Annotated in this window: 22 protein-coding genes; 12 read left to right on the forward strand and 10 right to left on the reverse strand. The window is 67.9% G+C overall.

The window, feature by feature from the left end; translation table 11 throughout:
* Positions 1-117: 117 nt before the first annotated feature.
* On the forward strand, positions 118-1,044 hold the full coding sequence (locus C3942_RS04090) for a GGDEF domain-containing protein (protein WP_104229091.1): 927 nt from the start codon (positions 118-120) through the stop codon (positions 1,042-1,044).
* A gap of 16 nt (positions 1,045-1,060) precedes the next feature.
* On the opposite strand, the gene purT is transcribed toward C3942_RS04090, so the two are convergent.
* Complete coding sequence (purT, locus tag C3942_RS04095) at positions 1,061-2,263, reverse strand: formate-dependent phosphoribosylglycinamide formyltransferase (RefSeq protein WP_104229092.1); 1,203 nt, start codon at positions 2,261-2,263, stop codon at positions 1,061-1,063.
* Positions 2,264-2,342: 79 nt separating this feature from the next.
* On the opposite strand from purT, the gene pyk reads away from it, so the two are divergent.
* Together pyk and C3942_RS04105 are read left to right on the forward strand one after the other, a co-directional pair.
* Entirely contained in the window at positions 2,343-3,776 is a 1,434-nt protein-coding gene (gene pyk / locus C3942_RS04100; protein ID WP_104229093.1) for a pyruvate kinase, read from the forward strand.
* Positions 3,777-3,791: 15 nt separating this feature from the next.
* On the forward strand, positions 3,792-4,511 hold the full coding sequence (locus C3942_RS04105; RefSeq protein ID WP_104229094.1) for a glycerophosphodiester phosphodiesterase: 720 nt from the start codon (positions 3,792-3,794) through the stop codon (positions 4,509-4,511).
* A 93-nt stretch (positions 4,512-4,604) separates the two neighbouring features.
* Here the strand turns inward: C3942_RS04105 and C3942_RS04110 are convergent, their stop codons facing one another.
* Complete coding sequence (locus C3942_RS04110; RefSeq protein ID WP_104229095.1) at positions 4,605-5,207, reverse strand: hypothetical protein; 603 nt, start codon at positions 5,205-5,207, stop codon at positions 4,605-4,607.
* A 112-nt stretch (positions 5,208-5,319) separates the two neighbouring features.
* On the opposite strand from C3942_RS04110, the gene C3942_RS04115 reads away from it, so the two are divergent.
* Positions 5,320-5,979, forward strand: coding sequence for a glutathione S-transferase family protein (locus tag C3942_RS04115; RefSeq protein ID WP_104229096.1), 660 nt, complete (start codon positions 5,320-5,322; stop codon positions 5,977-5,979).
* Between the two features lie 80 nt (positions 5,980-6,059).
* Entirely contained in the window at positions 6,060-8,123 is a 2,064-nt protein-coding gene (gene ppk1 / locus C3942_RS04120) for a polyphosphate kinase 1 (protein WP_104229097.1), read from the forward strand.
* Between the two features lie 162 nt (positions 8,124-8,285).
* On the opposite strand, the gene C3942_RS04125 is transcribed toward ppk1, so the two are convergent.
* Positions 8,286-9,812 (reverse strand): Ppx/GppA phosphatase family protein, encoded by a 1,527-nt coding sequence (locus tag C3942_RS04125; protein WP_104229098.1) that lies wholly within the window; start codon positions 9,810-9,812, stop codon positions 8,286-8,288.
* Positions 9,813-10,097: 285 nt separating this feature from the next.
* On the opposite strand from C3942_RS04125, the gene C3942_RS04130 reads away from it, so the two are divergent.
* The 5 genes from C3942_RS04130 (at position 10,098) to C3942_RS04150 (ending at position 13,215) form a co-directional block, all read left to right on the forward strand.
* Entirely contained in the window at positions 10,098-10,421 is a 324-nt protein-coding gene (locus C3942_RS04130) for a c-type cytochrome (RefSeq protein ID WP_104229099.1), read from the forward strand.
* Between the two features lie 9 nt (positions 10,422-10,430).
* Positions 10,431-10,775, forward strand: a complete 345-nt coding sequence (locus C3942_RS04135; protein ID WP_104229100.1) for a c-type cytochrome — start codon at positions 10,431-10,433, stop codon at positions 10,773-10,775.
* Positions 10,776-10,939: 164 nt separating this feature from the next.
* Entirely contained in the window at positions 10,940-11,551 is a 612-nt protein-coding gene (locus C3942_RS04140) for an outer membrane protein (RefSeq protein WP_165797313.1), read from the forward strand.
* Positions 11,552-11,807: 256 nt separating this feature from the next.
* Positions 11,808-12,425: an outer membrane beta-barrel protein gene (locus C3942_RS04145; protein WP_104229102.1), complete on the forward strand. Its 618-nt coding sequence runs from the start codon at positions 11,808-11,810 to the stop codon at positions 12,423-12,425.
* 175 nt (positions 12,426-12,600) lie between these two features.
* A complete protein-coding gene (locus C3942_RS04150) occupies positions 12,601-13,215 on the forward strand; it encodes an outer membrane beta-barrel protein (RefSeq protein ID WP_104229103.1) in 615 nt (204 codons plus the stop codon).
* A 63-nt stretch (positions 13,216-13,278) separates the two neighbouring features.
* Here the strand turns inward: C3942_RS04150 and C3942_RS04155 are convergent, their stop codons facing one another.
* The 6 genes from C3942_RS04155 to rpsU all read right to left on the reverse strand — a co-directional run bounded on the left by C3942_RS04155 (position 13,279) and on the right by rpsU (position 19,318).
* A complete protein-coding gene (locus tag C3942_RS04155; RefSeq protein ID WP_104229104.1) occupies positions 13,279-13,992 on the reverse strand; it encodes a hypothetical protein in 714 nt (237 codons plus the stop codon).
* A 200-nt stretch (positions 13,993-14,192) separates the two neighbouring features.
* Entirely contained in the window at positions 14,193-16,091 is a 1,899-nt protein-coding gene (gene rpoD, locus C3942_RS04160; protein WP_104229105.1) for an RNA polymerase sigma factor RpoD, read from the reverse strand.
* Between the two features lie 103 nt (positions 16,092-16,194).
* Complete coding sequence (gene dnaG / locus C3942_RS04165) at positions 16,195-17,958, reverse strand: DNA primase (RefSeq protein WP_104229106.1); 1,764 nt, start codon at positions 17,956-17,958, stop codon at positions 16,195-16,197.
* 76 nt (positions 17,959-18,034) lie between these two features.
* Positions 18,035-18,343: a hypothetical protein gene (locus C3942_RS04170; protein ID WP_104229107.1), complete on the reverse strand. Its 309-nt coding sequence runs from the start codon at positions 18,341-18,343 to the stop codon at positions 18,035-18,037.
* Positions 18,344-18,574: 231 nt separating this feature from the next.
* Entirely contained in the window at positions 18,575-19,021 is a 447-nt protein-coding gene (locus tag C3942_RS04175; protein ID WP_104229108.1) for a GatB/YqeY domain-containing protein, read from the reverse strand.
* 81 nt (positions 19,022-19,102) lie between these two features.
* A complete protein-coding gene (gene rpsU / locus C3942_RS04180) occupies positions 19,103-19,318 on the reverse strand; it encodes a 30S ribosomal protein S21 (RefSeq protein WP_104229109.1) in 216 nt (71 codons plus the stop codon).
* A 105-nt stretch (positions 19,319-19,423) separates the two neighbouring features.
* Here rpsU and tsaD point away from each other — a divergent pair, with 105 nt between their 5' ends.
* Together tsaD and folB are read left to right on the forward strand one after the other, a co-directional pair.
* The gene (tsaD, locus tag C3942_RS04185) at positions 19,424-20,449 is read left to right on the forward strand and encodes a tRNA (adenosine(37)-N6)-threonylcarbamoyltransferase complex transferase subunit TsaD (RefSeq protein ID WP_104229110.1); all 1,026 of its coding nucleotides are present in this window, start codon (positions 19,424-19,426) and stop codon (positions 20,447-20,449) included.
* Positions 20,450-20,461: 12 nt separating this feature from the next.
* Positions 20,462-20,836 (forward strand): dihydroneopterin aldolase, encoded by a 375-nt coding sequence (gene folB, locus C3942_RS04190; protein ID WP_104229111.1) that lies wholly within the window; start codon positions 20,462-20,464, stop codon positions 20,834-20,836.
* Positions 20,837-21,038: 202 nt separating this feature from the next.
* Here the strand turns inward: folB and C3942_RS04195 are convergent, their stop codons facing one another.
* Positions 21,039-21,596 (reverse strand): HAD-IIIA family hydrolase, encoded by a 558-nt coding sequence (locus C3942_RS04195; RefSeq protein WP_104229112.1) that lies wholly within the window; start codon positions 21,594-21,596, stop codon positions 21,039-21,041.
* Between the last annotated feature and the right edge of the window lie 34 nt (positions 21,597-21,630).

Raw genomic sequence — 21,630 nt, forward strand, 5'->3', positions numbered from 1 at the left:
CATGAACGGCTTTTATCGGCCCCCGGCGCCCTTTGGCCCGCCGGCCGCCCCAAAAGGGGGCCGGGCTGGCTATTTTCCAGCCATGCGGGGCCGTGCCGGCCCGCGCGGAGTCCGCCGATGAAGCCTGCCCCCGTTACCCTCGCCCCCTACCGCCGCCTGGCCCGCTGGCTGCCCTTCCGGCAGCTGGAGGCCCAGCTTTCCGCCCTGGTGGGCCTGGCCGGCCTGTTGCCGCTGCTGGCCCTGCTGGCAGGCCTGCTGGTGCCCGGGGCGCCCCGGGCCAGCCTGGTCCTGCTGGGGGTGCTGACCGGGACCGGCCTGGCTCTATGGGGGGTGCAGCAGCTCCTGGCCCCCCTGCGCATGGCGCAGGCCGCCCTGCGGCTCCGGGCCGCCGAGGGCCGGGTCCAGCCCTTGCCGACCGACCTCGGCGGCGACATGGGCGAGCTGCTGCGGGAAGTGCGCCGGGCACTGGAGGCGGAGGTCTCCCAGGGCCAGAGCCTGCAGGCCCTGAGCCTGGACGATGCCCTGACCGGCCTGCCCAACCGGCGTTTCGCCGCCGAGTACCTGCGCCTGGCGGTGCACGTCGCCGAGCGCACCGGGGCGCGCCTGACCGTGGCCCTGGTCGATCCGGAGCACATCTCCCGGGTCAACGAGCAGGGCGGGATGGACGCCGGCGACCAGGCGATCCGCGGCCTGGGAACCTTCCTGCGCCAGTGGCTCAAGCGCAAGAGCGACTGGCTGGGCCGCTGGCAGGAGGATCAGTTCCTGGCGGTGATGTTCAGCGAGCACAACCAGGCCGCGGAGTACCTGGAAAACCTGCGGCGCGAGTTCGGGCGCCGCATGCAGGATTTCCCGGGCGGGCCGCTGAAGATCAACGTCGGCCTGGCGGAACTGCGCAAGCATGAGACCCTGAAGGACTTCGTCGAGCGCCTGGAGACGGAACTGCGCCTGGAGAAATGCATGGAGACACGTCCGCCGCCGGCCGACGCCGTGCCGGGGGCGGCGAAGATCTACTCCATTGCCGGCGCGCTGCTGCGGGAGCGCTAGCCTGCAGGGAAGATACCTAGGCCAGCTGCACCGCCGCCGCCGAGCGGCGCGCCTTGGCCCGCGCCTCGTCGATGCTCTCGCCCAGCGCCAGGGCCACGCCCATGCGCCGCTTGCCGGCGATCTCGGGCTTGCCGAACAGGCGGAACTGGGTGTCGGGCTCCGCCAGCGCGGCGGCCAGGCCGGCGAAGGCCGGGGCCGGGCGGTCACCCTCCAGCAGCAGGGCGCAGGAGGCGGCGGGGCCGCGGCCGCGGATGTTGGGCACCGGCAGGCCGAGGATGGCCCGCAGGTGCAGGGCGAACTCCGACAGGTCCTGCGAGATCAGGGTCACCAGGCCGGTGTCGTGGGGGCGCGGCGAGACCTCGGAGAAGATCACCTCGTCGCCGCGCACGAACAGCTCCACGCCGAACAGGCCGCGGCCGCCCAGCGCCGCGGTGATCTGGTCGGCCACCGCCTGGGCCTTGGCCAGGGCCGCCGGGCTCATGGGATGGGGCTGCCAGGACTCGCGGTAGTCGCCGTCGACCTGCAGGTGGCCGATCGGCGCGCAGTACGAGGTTTTCACGGCCGTGGAGCCCTGCGTGCCGCCGACGTGGCGCACGGTCAGCAGGGTGATCTCGTAGTCGAAGTCGATGAAGCCTTCGACGATCACGCGGCCGGCACCGGCGCGGCCGCCGGCCTGGGCGTATTCCCAGGCCTTGGCGATGTCGCCCTCGGCCTTGACCACGCTCTGGCCCTTGCCGGACGAGGACATCACCGGCTTGACCACGCAGGGCATGCCCAGCGCGCGCACGGCGTCCTCGTAGTCCTCGTAGCGGTCGGCGAAGCGGTAGGGCGAGGTCGGCAGGCCCAGTTCCTCGGCGGCCAGGCGGCGGATGCCCTCGCGGTCCATGGTCAGGCGCGCGGCCCGGGCGGTGGGGACGACGTGGTAGCCCTCGGCCTCCAGCTCCAGCAGCGTCGGGGTATGGATCGCCTCGATCTCCGGCACGATGAAGTGCGGCTTCTCCAACTCGATCACGCGGCGCAACTCGGCGCCGTCGAGCATGCGGATGACATGGCTGCGATGCGCCACCTGCATGGCCGGGGCATTGGCGTAGCGGTCCACGGCGATGCATTCCACGCCCAGGCGCTGCGCCTCGATCGCCACTTCCTTGCCGAGCTCGCCGGAACCCAGCAGCAGCAGGCGGGTCGCGTTGGGGGACAGCGGGGTGCCGAGCGTGGTCATGATCGTGATGTTTCGTCGGGGCAGGCGCGCCGGGCGCGGTGCGGGGAGTAGACTGGGAGACGACATTATCGGAGAACTCATGGCCCGCCGCACCAAGATCGTCGCCACCCTCGGCCCCGCCACCGACCAGCCCGGGGTGCTCCAGCGCCTGCTGGCCGCGGGGGTCGACGTGGTCCGCCTGAACTTTTCGCACGGCAAGCAGGAAGACCACGCCCGCCGGGCGCAGGCGGTGCGCGAGACGGCGGCGAAGCTGGGGCTGGACGTGGGCATCCTGGCCGACCTGCAGGGCCCCAAGATCCGCATCGAATCCTTCGCGGGCGGCCCGGTGGAACTGGCCGAGGGCCAGAAGTTCGCCCTGGACACGGCCCTGGGCTCGGAGGCCGGCGATGCGACCGTGGTCGGCTGCGCCTACGCCGACCTGCCGCGCGACGTGGTTCCCGGCGATACGCTGCTGCTCAACGACGGCGCCATCTCGCTGCGCGTGGACGCCGTGGGCGCGACCCGCATCGATACCACCGTGCTGCTCGGCGGCACGCTGTCCAACCGCAAGGGCATCAACAAGCAGGGCGGCGGCCTCTCGGCCGAGGCCCTGACCGACAAGGACCGCTCCGACCTGCGCTATGCGGTGGGCATCGGCGTGGACTTCATCGCGGTGTCGTTCCCGCGCTCGGCGCAGGACATGCTGCAGGCGCGCGAGCTGGTGAAGGAAGCCGGGGGCGACTGCGCCCTGGTGGCGAAGATCGAACGCGCCGAGGCGCTGCCGGAGCTGGTGGAGCTGGTGGCGGCCTCCGACGTGGTGATGGTGGCGCGTGGCGACCTGGGCGTGGAGATCGGCGACGCGGAGCTGCCCGGCTGGCAGAAGCGCATCATCCGCGAGGCGCGCGAGCAGAACCGCATGGTGATCACCGCCACGCAGATGATGGAGTCCATGATCACCAGCCCGGTGCCGACCCGCGCCGAGGTGCTGGACGTGGCCAATGCCGTCATGGACGGCACCGACGCGGTGATGCTCTCGGCCGAGACCGCCAGCGGCAAGTATCCGGTGAAGGTGGTGGAGGCGATGTCGCGCGTCTGCATCGGCGCCGAGAGCGCCATGCCCAGCCGGCCGAACCGCTTCCGCCGCCCGTTCGACGCGCACTTCGAGCGCACCGACGAGGCCATCGCCATGGCCACCGCCTGGACCGCGCGCAACATGCACGCCGACGCCATCCTGTCGCTGACCGAGTCCGGCAGCACGGCGCTGATGATGTCGCGCAGCGAACTGAACATCCCGATCTTCGCCCTGACCCGCCATGAGAAGACGCGCCGGCGCATGGCGCTGTGCCGCGGCGTGTTCCCGGTGGACTTCACGCCGACCGAGCTCGACACGCTGGCGCCGCTGAAGGAGGCCATCGCGCACATGGAGAAGCGCGGCAGCGTCATCCGGGGTCAGCGCGTGATCATGACCAAGGGCGACTTCACCGGCCCTGGCGGCACCAATGCCATGAAGATCGTGACGGTGGGAGAGTTCTAGACGAGGGGGTGGAGCATGAGCGCAGGCGCAGCTTCCGGATTCCTGGTGATCGGCCACCGCGGCGCGCGCGGGCATGCGCCGGAGAACACCCTGCTGTCGATCGACATCGGCATCAAGCTCGGGGCCCACTGGGTGGAGCTCGACGTCCAGCAGCTCGGCGACGAGCTGCTGCTGATGCACGATCTCCGGCTGGACCGCACCACCAACGGCCGCGGCCTGCTGGCGGAGTACACCTTCGAGGAGCTGCGCCGGCTCGACGCCGGCCAGGGCCAGCAGATTCCCACGCTGCAGGAGGCGCTGGACCTGGTGGACCAGCGCGTCGGCGTGAACATCGAGCTGAAGACCTGGGGCGGCTGCGCGAGCGCGGTGGCGCGCGTGCTGCGCGACTACCTGGCGGACGGCTGGCCGGCGGAAAGGCTGCAGGTGTCGTCCTTCCACCTGCCGGAACTCTGGGAGTTCCGCCAGCTGCTGCCGGAGGTGCCGGTGGGCGCCCTGGTCTGCGGCGTGCCGCTGGACTGGGCCGGTGCGGCGGCGGAACTGGGCGCAGCCAGCCTCAACATCTCCGACGAGTTCGTCGACGACAAGCTGGTGACCGACGCGCATGCGCGCGGCCTGAAGGTCTATGCCTATACCGTGAACCACCCGGACGACGTGCGCGCACTGAGGGCCCAGGGGGTGGACGGCATCTTCACGGACTTTCCGGACCGGGCGCTCAAGGCAATCGGTGGTCGCTAGCTCGTCGCCGTCCAGTCCCCCATAGAAATGACAAGGCCCGCTTTCGCGGGCCTTGTCGCTGCTGCAAGCCGCCGGCTACCGGCTGGCGCCGCCTTACTTGCCGTAGGCCTTGGCGAACTTGGCCTTGGTATCGGCGTCGGCGCCCGCGCCGCCCACCCATACCACGGTCTCGCCCTTGGGGCCGGCACCGGACTGGGTCTGGCCGCTGGCCGGAGCGCCCTTCTTGAAGGCCTCCAGTTCGGCCCACTTGTTGAAGACGTAGATCGTGCCGGCCTTGTGGACCTCGCCGTAGAAGCCCTTGTCCAGGCCCTTGGTCTCGCCGAAGTACATGCGCTCGGCGCCGCCCTTGAAGCCGACCTTGGTCTCCATGGCCTTGGCCTCGTCCTTGACCAGGGCGAGCTTGAGCGTCTCGCCGTTGGGGCCGACGCCGATCTTGGAGGACACCAGCGGGATTTCGCCGGTGGAAAGCCAGACCTGGTAGCTCTTCAGGTCGGCGATGACGTAGATGCGGTTCTCTTCCGGACGCTGGATTTCCCAGTAGTCGTCGTTGTTGAGGTCCTCCGCCAGGCGGATGGCGGCGAGCTCCTTGTCGTAGGCGCTCTCGGCGGACGCGCCCTTCCAGCCGTCTTTGACAGCGCAGCCGCTGAGGGCCACCATCGCAACGGCGACCACGCCGATACGCAGCTCGTTCAACATTGATTTTCTCCCTGGGAAACTTGCGGAAATTCGGTGATAAGCCGCAAAAGCATGCCGATCCTGCTTTGCAGTTCCATGACAGGGCTTTGTGACAGACCAGGAATTGTGACAAATGATTGACCTTTATACGGCCCCCACTCCCAACGGCCACAAGGCTTCGATCATGCTCGAGGAACTGGGCGTGCCGTACCGGGTGATCCCGGTGGACATCTCGCGCGGCGACCAGAAGCGCCCCGAGTACATGCTCCTGAATCCCAACGGCCGCATCCCCACCATCGTGGATCGCGAGGCCGGCGACTTCGCGGTGTTCGAATCGGGCGCCATCCTGATCTACCTGGCCGAGAAGTACGGCCGCTTCCTGCCGGCCGACGTCCAGGGACGCTCGCGGGCCCTCCAGTGGCTGATGTTCCAGATGGGCGGCATCGGCCCCATGCAGGGCCAGGCCAACGTCTTCTTCCGCTACTTCCCGGAGAAGATCCAGCCCGCGATCGACCGCTACCAGAAGGAGACCCGGCGCCTGTACGAGGTGCTGGATACCCAGCTGGGCCGCAGCGAGTACCTGGCCGGCGACTATTCCATCGCCGACATCGCCACCTATCCCTGGGTGAAGATCCACGGCTGGGCCGGCGTGGAGGTGCGCGACCTGCCCCACCTGGGCGCCTGGATGGACAAGGTCGCCGCCCGCCCCGCCGTGCAGCGCGGCCTGGCCATCCCCGGCAAGGTCTCGCAGGAAGAGATCGTCAAGAGCGCGCAGAACATCGTCGTCCGCTAGGCACGAGGCGCATGTCACAGGAACGCAACATTGCGGCGCTAAACGTCCGGGTCCCGGCCGAATCTCCCGCGAACGATCCCATGAAGAATCCCCCTGCGCTCGAGCTCACCCCTGCCGAGCTGTTCCTGAACCGCGAGCTCTCGCTGCTGGAGTTCAACCGCCGCGTGCTGGCGCAGGCGCTGGACGAGACGGTGCCGCTGCTCGAACGGCTCAAGTTCCTGTGCATCTCCAGCTCCAACCTCGACGAGTTCTTCGAGATCCGCGTGGCCGGCCTGCAGCAGATGGCGGAGATCAATCCCAACCAGCGCGGGTCCGACGGGCAGACGCCGGGCGAGCTGCTGGCGGCCATCGGCAGCCGCGCCCACGGGCTGGTGGAAGAACAGTACCGGGTGTTCAACGAGGTGCTGATCCCGGCGCTGGAGAACGAGAAGATCCGCTTCGTGCGCCGCAGCGAGTGGACCACCGAGCAGGATGCCTGGCTGCGCAGCTATTTCCAGAACGAGCTGGCGCCGGTGCTGTCGCCGATCGGCCTGGACCCCGCGCACCCCTTCCCGCGCATCCTCAACAAGTCGCTGAACTTCATCGTCTCGCTGTCCGGCAAGGATGCCTTCGGCCGCAGCACGCCCTACGCCATCGTGCAGGCGCCGCGCGCCCTGCCGCGCCTGATCCAGATTCCCAAGACCGTGGAAGGCAGCGGTCCGCACGACTTCGTGTTCCTGTCCTCGGTGATCCACGCCTACGTCGACGAGCTGTTCCCGGGCATGGAGGCCAGCGGCTGCTTCCAGTTCCGCGTGACCCGCAACTCCGACCTGGCGCTGGACGAGGCCGAGGCCGACGACCTGCTGGAGGAACTGGAAGACGTCCTGGCGCAGCGCCAGTGGGGCGACACGGTGCGCCTGGAAGTGGCCCACAACTGCCCCGAGCAGCTGGTGAGCTACCTGGCCGAGGAAATGCAGCTGCAGGCCATCGACATCTACTCCTGCAACGGCCCGGTGAACCTGATGCGCCTGATGCAGGTGCCGGACCTGGTGGACCGGCCGGAGCTGAAATATCCCGCCTTCGCCTCGCGCACGCCCAAGGCCCTGACCGGCGACCTGTTCGCGGCGATCCGGCAGAAGGACCAGCTGCTGCACCACCCCTACGAGTCCTTCGCCCCGGTGGTGGAGTTCCTGCGCCAGGCGGCGCGCGACCCCAACGTGCTGGCGATCAAGCAGACGCTGTACCGCACCGGCCCGAAGTCGGCCATCGTCGAGGCCCTGATCGAGGCGGCCCGCAACGGCAAGGAAGTGACCGCCGTGGTGGAACTGCGCGCCCGCTTCGACGAGGAAGCCAACATCGACCTGGCCGAACAGCTGCAGGACGTGGGCGCCCACGTGGTCTACGGCGTGGTGGGCTACAAGACCCACGCCAAGATGTGCCTGATCGTGCGCCGCGAGGAAACGGGGCTCAAGCACTACGCCCACCTGGGCACCGGCAACTACCACCCGCGCACCGCGCGCATGTACACCGACTACGGCCTGTTCACCGCCGACAAGCAGATCTGCCAGGACGTGCACGCCGTGTTCCTGCAGCTGACCAGCCTGGGCAAGGTGACCAAGCTGCACAAGCTGCTGCAGTCGCCGTTCACGATGGCCAAGGGCTTCCACGCCCGCATCGACCGCGAGATCGAGAACGTGAAGAAGGGCAAGGCCGGCCGCGTCATCGCCAAGATGAACTCGCTGGTGGAGCCGGAGATCATCCAGGCGCTGTACCGCGCCTCGCAGGCCGGCGTGCAGGTGGACTGCATCGTGCGCGGCATGTGCTCGCTGCGACCCGGCGTGAAGGGCCTGTCGGACCACATCACGGTGCGCTCCATCGTCGGCCGCTTCCTGGAGCACCATCGCGTATTCAGCTTCCACAATGACGGCTCGACGGAAGTCTGGCTGTCCAGCGCCGACTGGATGGAGCGCAACCTGTTCCGCCGCGTGGAAGTGGCCTTCCCGGTGGAGGACAAGAAGATCCGCGCCCGCATCCTGGAAGACCTCAACGGCTACCTGGCCGACACCGCGCAGAGCTGGATCCTGCAGGCCGACGGCAATTACCTGCGCCCGGACAAGGGCGAGGGCAAGGCGATCCAGCAGAAGCTGATGGACGAGGCGCCGTAAGGGGGCGGTTCATTCCCCCTCCCGCTCGCGAGAAAGCAAGGAAAGCGGGGGCACCGTCCATGGCGGGACGTCATCCCGCCCATCGACCCACGGCCCGGCCATCCCTGGCCGGGCGTTCGGCGGGATGGATGTCCACCGGACATTCATCCTCTTCCGCCTCGCCTACTGCAGCCGCAACCGGATCTGCAGCGCCGCCAGCGTCTCGATCTCCTGCTCCAGCTCCGCCCGCGTCAGCGGGTGCTTGTCGAGCCAGCGCTTCTGCGTGAAGGCCAGGTCGACGGAGCGGCGCTGCGCCGCCACGCGGATCGGCGGCTTCAGGTTCTCGCCGCGGGAGCGGTGCAGGATGTAGGCGATGCGCAGCACCACCGCCAGCTTGCGCACCGGCTCCGCCCAGGTCGTCGGCAGGTCGTCCAGCGCCTGCAGCGCGAACTTGCCGCGGTGCAGGCGCACCAGCGCCGCCAGCAGCTTCTGGTCGGTCTGCGAGAAGCCCTGCAGGTCGCAGTTCCGCAGGATGTACTCGCCGTGCTTGTGGTACGAGGCATGCGAAATGGCCAGGCCGATCTCGTGCAGGCGCGCGGCCCAGCCCAGCAGCATGGCGGAGAACTTCGGCTCCAGGCCCCAGGGCCTGGCGACCTGGTCCAGGATCTTCAGCGCGGTGCGCTCCACGCCGGCGGCGTGCTCCGGGTCGCAGCCGTAGCGCTTGGCCAGGGCCAGGACCGACTCGTCGCGCACGTCGTGGTCCGACAGGCGGCCCAGCAGATCGTAGATCAGGCCCTCGCGCAGCGCGCGCTCGGAGGTCTCCATGCGCTGCACGCCCAGCGAGTCGAACACGCCGGCCAGCACGGCCAAGCCGCCGGGAAAGACCGGGCGGCGGTCCTCGCGCAGCGCGGGGAAATCCAGGCGGTCGACATGGCCGCGGTCAATGGCCAGGTCGATGACCTTTTCCAGCCCGGCGGCGCTCATCTCGTTCTCGCACCAGCCCTGCTCGCGCATCACGCGCCAGACGCCGCGCACCGTCCCGGAAGAGCCGATGGCCAGGTCCCAGCCCGCCTCGCGGTACTGGCGCTCGAGGAACTCCAGCTCGATGCGCGCGGCCAGGCGCGCCTTGCGGAAGCGGGCGCGGCTGATCTCGCCGTCCTCGAAGAAGCGCTGCGTATGCACCACGCAGCCCAGCGACACGGACTCCATCAGCTTCGGCGTGGAGTGGTGGCCGATGATGACCTCGGTGCTGCCGCCGCCGATGTCCACCACCAGCCGCCTGGGCCGGCCGCGGCCCATGCCGTGGATGACGCCGCCGTAGACCAGGCGCGCCTCCTCCAGGCCGGCGATGATCTCGATGCCGTGGCCCAGCGCCATCTCGGCGGCGGCATGGAAGTCGGCGCCGCGGCGCATGCGCCGCATGGTGTTGGTCCCCACCGCGCGCACGCGTTCCGGCGGGATGCCGCGCAGGCGCTGGCCGAAGCGCTGCAGGCATTCCAGTGCGCGCAGGGCCACGTCGGGGCGCAGCCGCTTGTCGGCATCCAGGCCCGAGGCCAGGCGCACCGGCTCGCGCAGGCGGTCGACCACCTGGATGTCGCCGCCGTTGGAGCGCGCCACCATCATGTGGAAGCTGTTGGAGCCCAGGTCCACCGCCGCGATCTCGAAGCCGTGCTCCCCGGTCCCGGCCTTGCGCCCGCGCGCCGTGGTCATGCAGGGCGCCCGGCTGCGGGGACGGCGCTGCGGCCGCGCAAACCGCGGGAGGGAAGACTCATCGGGCGATAGCATCCATGTGTTTTAATTTATAAAATAAAACAAATTAATGTTTATTTTTCATTACATCGCCCCGCGGCGCGGAGGCGCTCTCGCCACTATACGGAGCCCGCCCCCACGAGGCGAGCGGCGGGCGGGCGGACGGGGTTCACGTTGACCCCAAACGCTCAATGCCCGAACATATTGCATCTAGCTGTCCGCCAGATTCATTCCGGGAGTTTTCTCATGAAGTTAGCGCGTTGGGGCCTGCTGGCCCTCGTCGCGATGGCACTGCCTGCGCACGCCGAAGGCGGCGATGTCGAGGCAGGCCGGGTCAAGGCCAACACCTGCATGGGCTGCCACGGCATCCCGAACTACAACAACGTCTATCCGACCTATCGCGTCCCGCGCATCGGCGGCCAGAGCGAGGCCTACATCGTCGCGGCCCTCAAGGGCTACAAGAACGGCGAACGCCCCCACCTGACGATGCGCGCCCAGGCCTCCAACCTGTCCGACAAGGACATGGCCGACATCGCGGCGTTCTTCGCCCACGCCCCGGCCCACCGTTAAGGTCAACTCATGAAGCGGATTATCCTGATCTCCCTGCTGGCCCTGGCCGGCACCGCCCAGGCCAAGGACGCCGAGCCCCAGAAGGACGTCGCCACGCTGGCCGCCCCCTGTGCCGCCTGCCATGGCGAGAACGGCGCCAACCCGACCACGCCGGCCTATCCGGTGCTGGCCGGCCAGTACGCCAACTACCTCGAGCACGCGCTGAAGGAATACAAGACCGGCAAGCGCAAGAACGTGGTGATGGCCAGCCAGGTCACCAGCCTGAGCGACGCCGACATCCGCCTGCTGTCGCGCCATTTCGCCGCGCAGTCGAGCAAGCTGCACACCCCGAGCGTGCACGGCAAGGCCGAGTAAGCCCGGCGACAAGCTGCACCAAAGGCGCGCGGGGAAACCCGCGCGCCTTTTGCTTTGGCCGGCTTTCGCCGCTTGCGCACCAGAACGGGGCAATTGCTAAGATCGGAACCGGAGAGGGTCGTTCTCCACCAACCCCATAAGCACAAAACGGAGTCACGATGCACATGAACAAGACGCTGATCGTCGCACTGCTCACCACCGTTTCGGCCTCGGCCATGGCCGCTGCTCCGGCCCCGAGCGCCAACCTGGACGTCTACTACGTCGACAGCAGCATCGATGACGGCAGTTCCGATGAGGACGGCAACGGCTTCGGCGCACGCATCGCCGGCAAGGTCGCGGACAACATCAAGCTCTACGGCGAATACCAGACCGTCAACTATGACGACAGCGACGTCGATCTGGACCAGATCCGCGCCGGCGCCAGCATCGGCTTCAGCCAGAGCGACGCCCTGAATCTCTTCGGCAAGCTGGAGTTCATCAACCTGAAGGCAGACGGCGGCGGCGCCGATGAATCCGAGAGCGGCTTCGGCGTGCACGGCGGCCTGGCCTTCAACGTCACCCCGGAATTCCAGCTGCTGGGCTCGCTGGGCTATCTCGACGTGGGCGACTTCGGCGACGGCCTGGAGTACAACCTCGGCGCCTCCTTCGACGTGACCCCGGCCATTTCGCTGGTGGCCAACTACCGCGTCACCGACCTGGAAGACGGCGACTTCGGCGGCGGCAGCTTCGACACCAAGGTGGACGACATCCAGCTGGGCGTGCGCTTCCGCTTCTGAGGCATCCCGCGGCACCGGAAAGCCCCGCCATCGGCGGGGCTTTCTGCTTTGCGGCCGGCCGACGCTGCGGCACCGGACGCACCGCCATTCCAGGGACCGGGCTCCGCGGCACGGCACGGCAGATTTTCCCGGCTTTTTTCTTGACGCCGTTGGCAGTTCCGGGCGCCGGCGCCCGCAGCACCTCAAGCGGGACTTGTAAGATCGGACGCGAAGAGCGCGCTCTTCGTTCGCACATAACGATACAGGGGAGTCCCGGATGCATCTGAAGAAAACGCTGCTCGCCGCGGCGCTGCTGGCGGCCGTGCCATATCCGGCCATGGCCGCCAACCCGAGCGGCCATCTTGAAGCCTACTACCTCGACTCCAGTCTGGAGCTCGAAGCCGACGATACCGTGGACTTCGACGGCGACGGTTTTGGCATTCGCGGCGACGCCAGGGTCGGCGAGAACGCCTTCGCCTTCGGCGAGTTCCAGCATGCGGAATACGACCGCGTGGGCCCCGTCGAGCTCAACATCGAACAGATCCGCTTCGGCCTGGGCTACCTGTTCAGCCGCTCGGAATCCCTGGATTTCTACGGCAAGCTCTCGTACCTGAACTTCGAACTCGACTCCAACGTCGCCGATGCCGAGGACAACGGCTGGGCCGCCCATGCGGGCGTCGCCTTCAGGCCTTCCGGCACGATCGCCCTGTTCGGCGAGATCGGCTACGTTGACGTCAGCGACCTCAGCGGCCCCGAGTACAGCATCGGGGCGAGCTTCGACGTCACCGGCCAGTTCGGCATTGTCGCCGGCTACCGCCTCAGCGACCTGGAATCCGATGACGATGCCGGCTTGAACCTGCGGGACCTGCAGCTCGGCATTCGCCTCGGATTCTGAAGATCCCCGCCGGAAAGGCCCCGCCCGGCGCGGGGCTTTTTTGTTGCCGCCCGGCGTCAGGGGTCTGCGGTACGGGGACTTCCGCTGCCTGCACACCGTAAAGATGCGCTTGCTAAGATCAGGCCTGGAGAGGTGGTTGTCCTCCCATGCCCCATGAACAAGCACGGAGTGCCCCATGAAAACGAAGAAGACGCTGCTCGCTGCGCTGCTCGCCGCCGCCCCGATGGCCTCGATGGCCGCCAGCGGCGGACCTACCGGCCATCTGGATGTCTACTACACCGACGCCGACCTCGAACTCGACGGGCCGCTCTCGGGCGACGACTCCGGCGACGGCTTCGGCATCCGCGGCTCGGGCAAGGTGGCGGACAAGGTGTTCGTCTTCGGCCAGTACGAGCAGAACAAGTACGACGATACGGACGGCGAGCTGAAGACCATCCGCGCCGGCCTGGGCTTCGGCCTCTGGCAGGATGCGGACACCAGCCTGGATGCCCGCGCCGAGTTCATCGACGTCGAGGGCGAGGACTTCCCGGCCGGCATCGACATCGACGACAGCGGCTACGGCCTGCATGTCGGTGCCGCCTTCCGCCCGATTCCCGGCTTGAGCCTGTTCGGCGACGTGGGCTGGATCGACGTCGGCGACTACGATGGCCCGGAGTACACCGTGGGCGCGGTCTTCAACCTCAACGAGCAGTTCGGCCTGGTCGCCGACTACCGCATCACCGACGTGGAAGACGACGATGTCGGCCTGAAGGCCGAGGACCTGCACCTGGGCGTCCGCTTCACCTTCTGAAGCCGGCAAGCGCTGCAACGAAAAACCCCGCGATCCGCGGGGTTTTTCGTTGGCTTCCGGCGCTTACTGCACCAGCAGGTACACGCCGAAGCGCCAGGGCGTCAGCTCCACCTTGGCGCCGCCGTCGCCCTCGAGGTCGCTGTTGCGGTACTCGGCGAACAGGCCGCCATAGCGGTGCACCTGCAGCGCCGTGCCGGCGAGGTATTCGACGCCGTCGACATCGTCGAGCCGCAGGTAGCCGACCTGGCCATAGAGGCTCCAGCCGGCGGTGGGGTTGAACAGCACGCCGGCATGGCCGCCGACGCCGTCCTGCTTCTCGGTGGAGCTGTAGTGGGTGGTCACGCCATCGGAATCGGTGACGTCGAACGAAGCCTCCAGCTCGGTGCTGACATATTCGAGCAGGCCGAACAGCGTCAGCGAGCCTTCGCGGTAGAACGGCAGGCCGGCGCCCAGGCGCCACTCGGTGTAGTCCAGGTCCACGCCGTCGTCGGCGGTGACGGCCGCGCCCGTGTTATCGCTCAGCTCCAAGCCGGAGCGCTCGGCCTCGGCGTCCTGGTACTCGCCGGAAAAGAAGAAGTCCTCGGCGATGGAGCCCCGGAACTTGGCGCCGAAACCGTCCAGGCTGCCAACGTCACCGGCATAGTCGATCGCGCCGGCGCGGCCCTTCACGTCGATGTCAGCGCTGCTGTAGTACAGGTCGAGCGAGTCGAAGGAGGCCGCGTAGGCGTTCGCACTCAGGAGGAGGGCGGAGACTGCGAGTAACTGGGCTGGCCGCATGGGTTCCCCGGCTTTTGGACGTCGATTGTTGGGTTACATCCCTGGAGGCCGATTTAAGCATGCCGGCCGGCCGGCGTCATCGTAGCCGCCGCACTTTGGTCGGTCCGGCGACGCCGCTGCTCCGGAGGCAGACCCGAAAAAGGGCCCCGAAGGGCCCTTTTCTCCGACCGGACACGCCCGGGCATGGCCCGGGCCCGCGATCAGGTCTCGTCCAGGAAGCTGCGCAGATAATTCGCGCGGCTGGGGTGGCGCAGCTTGCGCAGCGCCTTGGCCTCGATCTGGCGGATGCGCTCGCGGGTGACGTCGAACTGCTTGCCGACCTCCTCCAGGGTGTGGTCGGTGTTCATGTCGATGCCGAAGCGCATGCGCAGCACCTTGGCCTCCCTCGGGGTGAGGCTGGCCAGGATCTGGTGGGTGGCTTCCGCCAGCGAGGACGAGGTGGCCGATTCCAGCGGCGAGACCGCGGCGGTGTCCTCGATGAAGTCGCCGAGGTGGGAGTCCTCGTCGTCGCCGATCGGCGTTTCCATCGAGATCGGCTCCTTGGCGATCTTGAGCACCTTGCGGATCTTGTCCTCGGGCATCTCCATCTTCTTGGCCAGCTCTTCCGGCGTGGGCTCGCGGCCCATCTCCTGCAGCATCTGGCGGCTGATGCGGTTGAGCTTGTTGATGGTCTCGATCATGTGCACCGGGATGCGGATGGTGCGCGCCTGGTCGGCGATCGAGCGGGTGATGGCCTGGCGGATCCACCAGGTGGCGTAGGTCGAGAACTTGTAGCCACGGCGGTATTCGAACTTGTCCACCGCCTTCATCAGGCCGATGTTGCCCTCCTGGATCAGGTCCAGGAACTGCAGGCCGCGGTTGGTGTACTTCTTGGCGATGGAGATCACCAGACGCAGGTTGGCCTCCACCATCTCCTTCTTGGCGCGGCGGGCCTTGGCTTCGCCGACGTTCATGCGGCGGTTGATGTCCTTGATCTCGTCCAGCGAGATCAGGTTGTCGCCTTCCATCTTGCGCAGCTTTTCCTGCAGCTCGAAGATCTCGTCCTTGCGGCCGTTGAGCTCGGCGGAGTACTTGCGCTTGGCGCGGATCGCCTTGTTGATCCAGTCCGGGCTGGTGGCGCCGTTGTCTTCCTTGTACATGCGCAGGAATTCTTCGCGCGTCATGCCGCAGTCGGCCACGCAGATGCGCATGATGGTGCGCTCGGTCTCGCGCACCTGGTCGACCTTGCCGCGCAGGTTCTGCGTGATCTCGTCGACGATCTTCGGCGAGAGCTTGAAGGTCATGATGTGGGTGGCCATCGCCTCGCGCTTTTCCTGCGTCTTGCGATCGGCCGCGCCCTTCTTCAGCAGCGCTTCCCAGGCCTTGTCGTAGAACGCCTGCAGTTCGGCGAACTTCTCGGCGGTCAGGACCGGATCGGGGCCGGTGTCGACGGCTTCCTCTTCCTCGCCGTCACCCTCGCCCTTCTCGTCGGCCTCTTCCTCTTCCTCTTCGATTTCCTCCGGCATCTCCGCCGGCGGCAGCTCTTCCGGAGCGTTGGGGTCGAAGAAGCCGGTCACGATCTCGGCCAGGCGCTTCTTGCCCTGCTTGTAGAGCTCGAAGGACTCCAGCAGGATCGCCACCGTCTCCGGGTACTGCGCCATCGCGAACATGGACTCGTTGAGCCCTTCCTCGATGCGCTTGGCGATGCGGATCTCGCCCTCGCGGTCCAGCAGCTCGACGCTGCCCATCTCGCGCATGTACATGCGCACCGGGTCGGTGGTGCGGCCGAACTGGTCGTCGCTGGCGGCGATGGCGGCGGCGGCTTCTTCGGCGGCCTCTTCCTCTTCCTCGGCGGTGGCGACGACCGCGGGCTCGGAGAAGAGCTGCTGCTCGTCATCCGGGGCTTCCTCGTGGACCGGGATGCCCATCGCCTGGATCATGCTGATGATGTCCTCGATCTGCTCCGTATCGACGATCTCGGGCAGGTGGTCGGCCACCTCGGCGTAGGTCAGGTAGGCCTTTTCCTTGCCGAGGGCGATGAGGACCTTGATCTGGGATTGCTTCTGGGCGGCCTGAATATCGGCGGCAGCCTTGTCGGCTTTCTCAGTGCTATTGCTCATGCGGATGATCACTCTGGATGGGCGCCCAAACTGCGGACGCAATGCGCGGAATCGGAGATTGTAACAAAAATCTGTCAAGGCGGCGAGATTTTCGCCAACTTTTTCAGGAACCCACCCGGCCCTTCTGCTGCTGCATCAAGGCATTGATTTCCCTGGTTTCCGCTTCCGTCAGCGGCCGCAGGCGGCTCTCCGCCAGCAGCTGCTGCACCCGGGCCTTCAAGGCCCGCTGGGTGAGCATGCCGACGATCTGCCGCAGTTCCGCCTCCAGGCCGCTCTCGCCCACCGGCGCCTCCGCCCCCTGCAGCAGCAGCTTCTCCACGCCCTTGCCCTTGGGGGTGCCGCGCCAGAACTCCAGCAGGTGGGCGGCGGTGGCCTCGGGATGGGCATGGAAGAAGTCGATCGCTTCCATCAGTACCTCGATGCCGGGCACCTCGGCCTGCGCCAGCAGTTCCAGGTTGTCGATGCGGTCGGCCAGGCGCGGGTCTTCCAGCAGCAGCTGCATGACGCGCCGGACCGGGCGATGGGCGTTGCCCGAGGGGCGCTGGCGGGTGGAAACCGGTTCCCCGGCCTCCGGCGTGCCGGCCTCCGCGGCCGCAGGCGCCTTGAGCATGGACTCGAGGTCGGCCCGCGGGATCCGCGTGAGATTGGACAGCTCGCCCAGCATCAGCACGCGCAGCGGCCCCTCGCGCAGCTTTTCCAGGTGCGGGCGCGCCAGGGCAGCGAGCTTGGCGCGTCCGTCCATGCTGCCGAGATTGACCTGCCGGCCCAGTTCACCGAACAGGAACTGGGACAGCGTCTGGGCCTCTCCCACGAGCGCCCGGAAGGCCTCGGCGCCGATCTCCTGCACCAGCGTGTCCGGATCGTGTCCGTCGGGCAGGAACATGAAGACGCACTCGCGGGTGCCGTCGATCTCCGGCAGCACCTGCTCCAGCGCGCGCCAGGCGGCGGCGCGCCCGGCCCGGTCGCCGTCGAAGCAGAACACCACCTTGTTGGTGGCCTTGAACAGCAGGCCCAGATGCTCGCGCGTGGTGGCGGTGCCGAGCGTGGCCACCGCCTCGGGGATGCCGTGCTGCGCCAGCATCACCACGTCCATATAGCCCTCCACCACCAGCAGGTAGGGCAGGTTGGACTTGGCCGACTGGCGCGCCTCGTAGAGGCCGTAGAGGTTGCGGCCCTTGTGGAACAGCGCGGTCTCGGGCGAGTTGAGGTACTTGGCCGGGTCGTTGCCCAGCGTGCGGCCGCCGAAGCCGATCACGCGTCCGCGGGTATCGCGGATGGGGAACATCACGCGGTTGCGGAATCGGTCGTAGACGCCGCCCGAGTCCTTCTGGATCAGCAGGCCGGCTTCCACCGCGTGCTTCGGGTCCTGCAGGAAATGGGTCAGCGCGTCCCAGGAGTCCGGCGCGAAGCCGATGCCGAAGGTCTTGGCGGTCTCGCCGTTGACGCCGCGCTTCTTCAGGTAGTCGATGGCGCCCTGGGCACTGCGCAGCTGTTCGCGGAAGAAGCGCTGGGCCGCCGCCAGCGCGTCCAGCGGGCCGTCCATCACCACGCGGTCGTTGCGCCCGCCCTCGCGCGGTACCTCCACGCCGGCCCGCTGCGCCAGCTCTTCCACCGCCTCGACGAAGCTCAGGCGGTCATACTCCATCAGGAAGCTGATCGCGGTGCCGTTCTTGCCCGAGCTGAAGTCGAAGAACATCTGCTTGGACGGCGACACGAAGAAGGAGGGCGACTTCTCGTTGGTGAAGGGCGAGCGCGCCTTGTATTCCTTGCCCGCGCGCTTAAGGTCCAGCCGCGCCCCGATGATCTCGACGATATCGGTGCGCGCCAGCAGATCGTGGATGAAGGATTCGGGGATGCGGCCGCTCACCGCCGCATTCTAAACGCCCGTGAAAAAGCCGGCCGGCGCGCAGGGCGCCGGCCGGCTTCCTGGTTGCGGACCCGGATCAGTACTCCTCGTCCTGATCGCGCTGCGAGGAGCCCTGCTGGCTGCCGCGCTGCGCATTCTGGCTCTGCTGGCCGCCCTTCTGACTCTTCTGGCCCTGCTGGCCCTGCTGGCCGCTTCGCTGGCCGGCCTGGTTCTGCTGGTTGCCCTGCTGCGGCGAGCCCTGCTGGCCCGAGGGGCGGTCGGCCTGATGCTGCTGGCCCTGGCCCGACTGCGGCTGCCCCGGCTGCTGGCCCGGCTGGTTGCGCATCTGGTTCTGGCCCTGGCGATCCTGCTGGTTCTGATCCGGGCGCTGGTTCTGGTTAGCCATTAATCAAATCCTCCTTCTGGGGATGGGATGCTGCCCCGCCTTGACGGGGACATGACCCATGACCCAAGAACCATGCCCCGCTGCCACCAAGCAAAAACAATGGCTTGCGAAGCAGCGAGTGCGCAGATTGCAACAGGAGGGGAGGCGGCATCGCGCAGATCGCCCTGGCGCGGCCGGAAATGGAAACGGCGCCCGGAGGCGCCGTCGTCAGCCTGCAGCCGGCCGGACCGCTCAGCCGAGCTTGGCCTTCACCAGGCCGGAGAGCTTGCCCATGTCGGTGCGGCCCTGGACCTTCGGCTTCAGCCAGCCGATCACCTTGCCCATATCCTTGCCGCCCTGCGCGCCGGTTTCGGCCACGGCCTGGGCCAGCAGGGCGTCGAGCTCTTCCGCCGTCAGCTGCTGCGGCAGGTACTCGGAAAGCACGCGGATTTCCTCGGCTTCCTTGTCGGCCAGCTCGGGCCGGTTGCCGGCGCGGAACTGGGACTCGGAATCGCGGCGCTGCTTGAGCATCTTCTCGATCGCCGCCAGGACCACGGTGTCGGTCAGCTCGATGCTTTCCACCACCTCGCGCTGCTTGAGTTCGGCGGTGAGCATGCGCAGCAGTCCCAGGCGCGCCTTGTCGCCGGCACGCATGGCCGTCTTGACGTCTTCACCGATGCGAGTCTTCAGGTCGGACATAGCAAGAGGTCAGTTAGGGGCTGCTGATAAACAACTCAGGGCGCTGTGCGCCCTGACGTGGACATCTACCGCGAAACCGCCTCAGTACAGGCGAATACGACGGTTCGACTCGCGCTGGACCTTCTTGGCCTGACGCTTCACGGCGGCAGCGCGCTTGCGCTTGCGCTCCTGGCTCGGCTTCTCGAAGAACTCGTGCTTGCGCAGGTCGGTCAGAACGCCGGCCTTTTCGCAGGTGCGCTTGAAGCGGCGGATCGCAACTTCAAACGGTTCGTTATCGCGGACGCGGACAGAAGGCATTCAAATCACTCGCTTTGGACAAAAGGGGCACCGCCCCCAAGGTAAGGGGGCGCAGATTCTATGCGCAGCCGGCGGCAAAGGCAATGCACCCGCTACAATATCCTGATGAATATCCTCGGGATCGAGACCTCCTGCGATGAGACGGCCGCCGCCATCTATGGACCGGCTGGCTTGGCGGCGCACGCCCTGCACAGCCAGATCGCCCTGCACGCCGAGTACGGCGGGGTGGTGCCCGAGCTGGCGTCCCGGGACCACGTCAGCCGCATCAACCCGCTGATCCGCGAGGTGCTGGCCCAGGCCGGGCTGAGGCCCTCCGACCTGGACGGCGTGGCCTATACCGCCGGCCCGGGCCTGATCGGGGCGCTGATGGTGGGGGCCTCGGTGGCGGCCGGCATCGCCACCGCCCATGGCCTGCCGCTGATCCCGGTCCACCACATGGAGGCGCACCTGCTGGCGCCGATGCTGGAGGACCCGCGCCCGGAATTCCCCTTCCTGGCGCTGCTGGTCTCCGGCGGGCACACCCTGCTGGTGGACGTGCAGGGCGTGGGCCGCTACGAGATCCTGGGCGAGAGCCTGGACGACGCGGTGGGCGAGGCCTTCGACAAGACCGCCAAGCTGCTCGGCCTGCCCTACCCCGGCGGCCCCCACCTGGCGCGGCTGGCCGAGGGCGGAGGCGCCAGCAAGGCCTGGAGGTTCCCGCGGCCGATGACGGACCGTCCCGGACTGGAGTTCAGCTTCAGCGGCCTGAAGACCGCCGTGCTGACCGCGCTGCCGAAGGCCCGCAACGAACAGGACCGCGCCGACCTCGCCTGGGCCTTCCAGGAGGCGGTGACGGACACGCTGGCGATCAAGTGCGCCCGCGCGCTGGAGCAGACCGGACTGGAGCAGCTGGTGGTGGCCGGCGGCGTCGGCGCCAACAAGCGCCTGCGCGAGAAGCTGGGCGAGCTGGCGCGCCGCCAGGGCCTGCGCCTGTACTTTCCGCGCCACGAATTCTGCACCGACAACGCGGCGATGATCGCCTATGCCGGCTGGGCCCGCCGCAGCGAGGGCCGCCTGCCGCATGGCAAGCTGTTCACCACGCCGCGCTGGGCCATCAGCGAACTGCAGCCCCCCACCCCCGCTACCGCATAAGAGCCCCGAACCGTGGACAAGATCTTCCTGCGCGGCCTCGAAGTCGAGACCATCATCGGCATCCATGCCTGGGAGCAGCGCGCGCCGCGCCCGCTGATCCTGGACCTGGAGATGGGCACCGACATCCGCGAGGCTGCCTCCAGCGACCAGGTACGCGACGCCATCGACTACGCGGCCGTCAGCGCCGCGGTGGTGAAGTTCGTCTCGGAGACCCAGGTGGGCCTGCTGGAGACCCTGGCCGAGCGCCTGGCCCGGCAGCTGTTCCAGCAGTTCCCGATCCTCAGCCTGCGCCTGGCGATCAACAAGCCGGGCGCGGTGCCGGGGGTGAAGGCCATGGGGGTGGAGATCGACCGGCGGCGGGAAGACTACGCAGCCTGCGGCTTTTGACCCGCTCCGGTTGCAGCTCCGCCATACCGGCGAAAGCCGGTACCCGTCCCGGCAGGCCGTGACGCCATCCGGGGCGGACTTCGCGACTCGATCGAACCTCTGCCCGGCCATCCCTGGCCGGGCGTCCGGCGGGGCGAATGTCCACTGGACATTCGCGTGCCCCATCTCATCCGGCTTGCGCCGGCACGACGATGGCGGGTCTTCAGTTCACCGCCGGCAGCGCCTGCTGCGCCGCAATCAGCGCGGAGGCGAAAGCCGCGAGGTCGTCATAGATTGCGACCCCTTTTAGTGCATGCTCTTTTTCAGTGCGAACCCCGTTGCCGGTGCGCACCAAAACAGGGCGAGCCCCGGCGGCCCGGGCGGCGTCGATATCCCAGATCGAGTCTCCCACCGCAGGCACATAGTCCAGGCTGATGCCCAGGCGCTTGGCCAGGTCCAGCAGCATGCCCGGGTTGGGCTTGCGCATCGGGCCGGGGCGGTCGGGATGGTCCGGAGCGAAGAAGCTGCCGTCGATGCGGCTGCCCAGTTCGGCCAGGGATTTCTGCAGGTGCCCGTTCTGCTCGGCGAAACCCTCGTAGTTCACCTCGCCGCGGCCCAGGCCGGGCTGGTTGCTGGCGAGATACACGCGAAAGCCGGCCTGGGTCAGGCGCGCGATGGCCTCCAGGCTGCCGGGGATGGGATGGAACTCGGCAACCGAGCGCACGGGATCGGTGAGCTCTTCGTTGATCACTCCATCCCGATCGAGAATCACCAATTTCACAGTTCACCTCCATACCCATCCATGGCGCCTAGCC

The sequence above is a fragment of the Solimonas fluminis genome (assembly GCF_002930645.1).
GTDB classification, from domain to species: Bacteria; Pseudomonadota; Gammaproteobacteria; order Nevskiales; family Nevskiaceae; genus Solimonas_A; species Solimonas_A fluminis.

What these genes read in the sequence shown, in the direction of transcription:
- C3942_RS04090 (WP_104229091.1), top strand. Translation starts at nt 118, where the DNA reads ATGAAGCCTGCCCCCGTTACCCTCGCCCCCTACCGCCGCCTGGCCCGC.
- purT (WP_104229092.1), bottom strand. Translation starts at nt 2,263, where the DNA reads ATGACCACGCTCGGCACCCCGCTGTCCCCCAACGCGACCCGCCTGCTG.
- pyk (WP_104229093.1), top strand. Translation starts at nt 2,343, where the DNA reads ATGGCCCGCCGCACCAAGATCGTCGCCACCCTCGGCCCCGCCACCGAC.
- C3942_RS04105 (WP_104229094.1), top strand. Translation starts at nt 3,792, where the DNA reads ATGAGCGCAGGCGCAGCTTCCGGATTCCTGGTGATCGGCCACCGCGGC.
- C3942_RS04110 (WP_104229095.1), bottom strand. Translation starts at nt 5,207, where the DNA reads ATGTTGAACGAGCTGCGTATCGGCGTGGTCGCCGTTGCGATGGTGGCC.
- C3942_RS04115 (WP_104229096.1), top strand. Translation starts at nt 5,320, where the DNA reads ATGATTGACCTTTATACGGCCCCCACTCCCAACGGCCACAAGGCTTCG.
- ppk1 (WP_104229097.1), top strand. Translation starts at nt 6,060, where the DNA reads ATGAAGAATCCCCCTGCGCTCGAGCTCACCCCTGCCGAGCTGTTCCTG.
- C3942_RS04125 (WP_104229098.1), bottom strand. Translation starts at nt 9,812, where the DNA reads ATGACCACGGCGCGCGGGCGCAAGGCCGGGACCGGGGAGCACGGCTTC.
- C3942_RS04130 (WP_104229099.1), top strand. Translation starts at nt 10,098, where the DNA reads ATGAAGTTAGCGCGTTGGGGCCTGCTGGCCCTCGTCGCGATGGCACTG.
- C3942_RS04135 (WP_104229100.1), top strand. Translation starts at nt 10,431, where the DNA reads ATGAAGCGGATTATCCTGATCTCCCTGCTGGCCCTGGCCGGCACCGCC.
- C3942_RS04140 (WP_165797313.1), top strand. Translation starts at nt 10,940, where the DNA reads ATGAACAAGACGCTGATCGTCGCACTGCTCACCACCGTTTCGGCCTCG.
- C3942_RS04145 (WP_104229102.1), top strand. Translation starts at nt 11,808, where the DNA reads ATGCATCTGAAGAAAACGCTGCTCGCCGCGGCGCTGCTGGCGGCCGTG.
- C3942_RS04150 (WP_104229103.1), top strand. Translation starts at nt 12,601, where the DNA reads ATGAAAACGAAGAAGACGCTGCTCGCTGCGCTGCTCGCCGCCGCCCCG.
- C3942_RS04155 (WP_104229104.1), bottom strand. Translation starts at nt 13,992, where the DNA reads ATGCGGCCAGCCCAGTTACTCGCAGTCTCCGCCCTCCTCCTGAGTGCG.
- rpoD (WP_104229105.1), bottom strand. Translation starts at nt 16,091, where the DNA reads ATGAGCAATAGCACTGAGAAAGCCGACAAGGCTGCCGCCGATATTCAG.
- C3942_RS04170 (WP_104229107.1), bottom strand. Translation starts at nt 18,343, where the DNA reads ATGGCTAACCAGAACCAGCGCCCGGATCAGAACCAGCAGGATCGCCAG.
- C3942_RS04175 (WP_104229108.1), bottom strand. Translation starts at nt 19,021, where the DNA reads ATGTCCGACCTGAAGACTCGCATCGGTGAAGACGTCAAGACGGCCATG.
- rpsU (WP_104229109.1), bottom strand. Translation starts at nt 19,318, where the DNA reads ATGCCTTCTGTCCGCGTCCGCGATAACGAACCGTTTGAAGTTGCGATC.
- tsaD (WP_104229110.1), top strand. Translation starts at nt 19,424, where the DNA reads ATGAATATCCTCGGGATCGAGACCTCCTGCGATGAGACGGCCGCCGCC.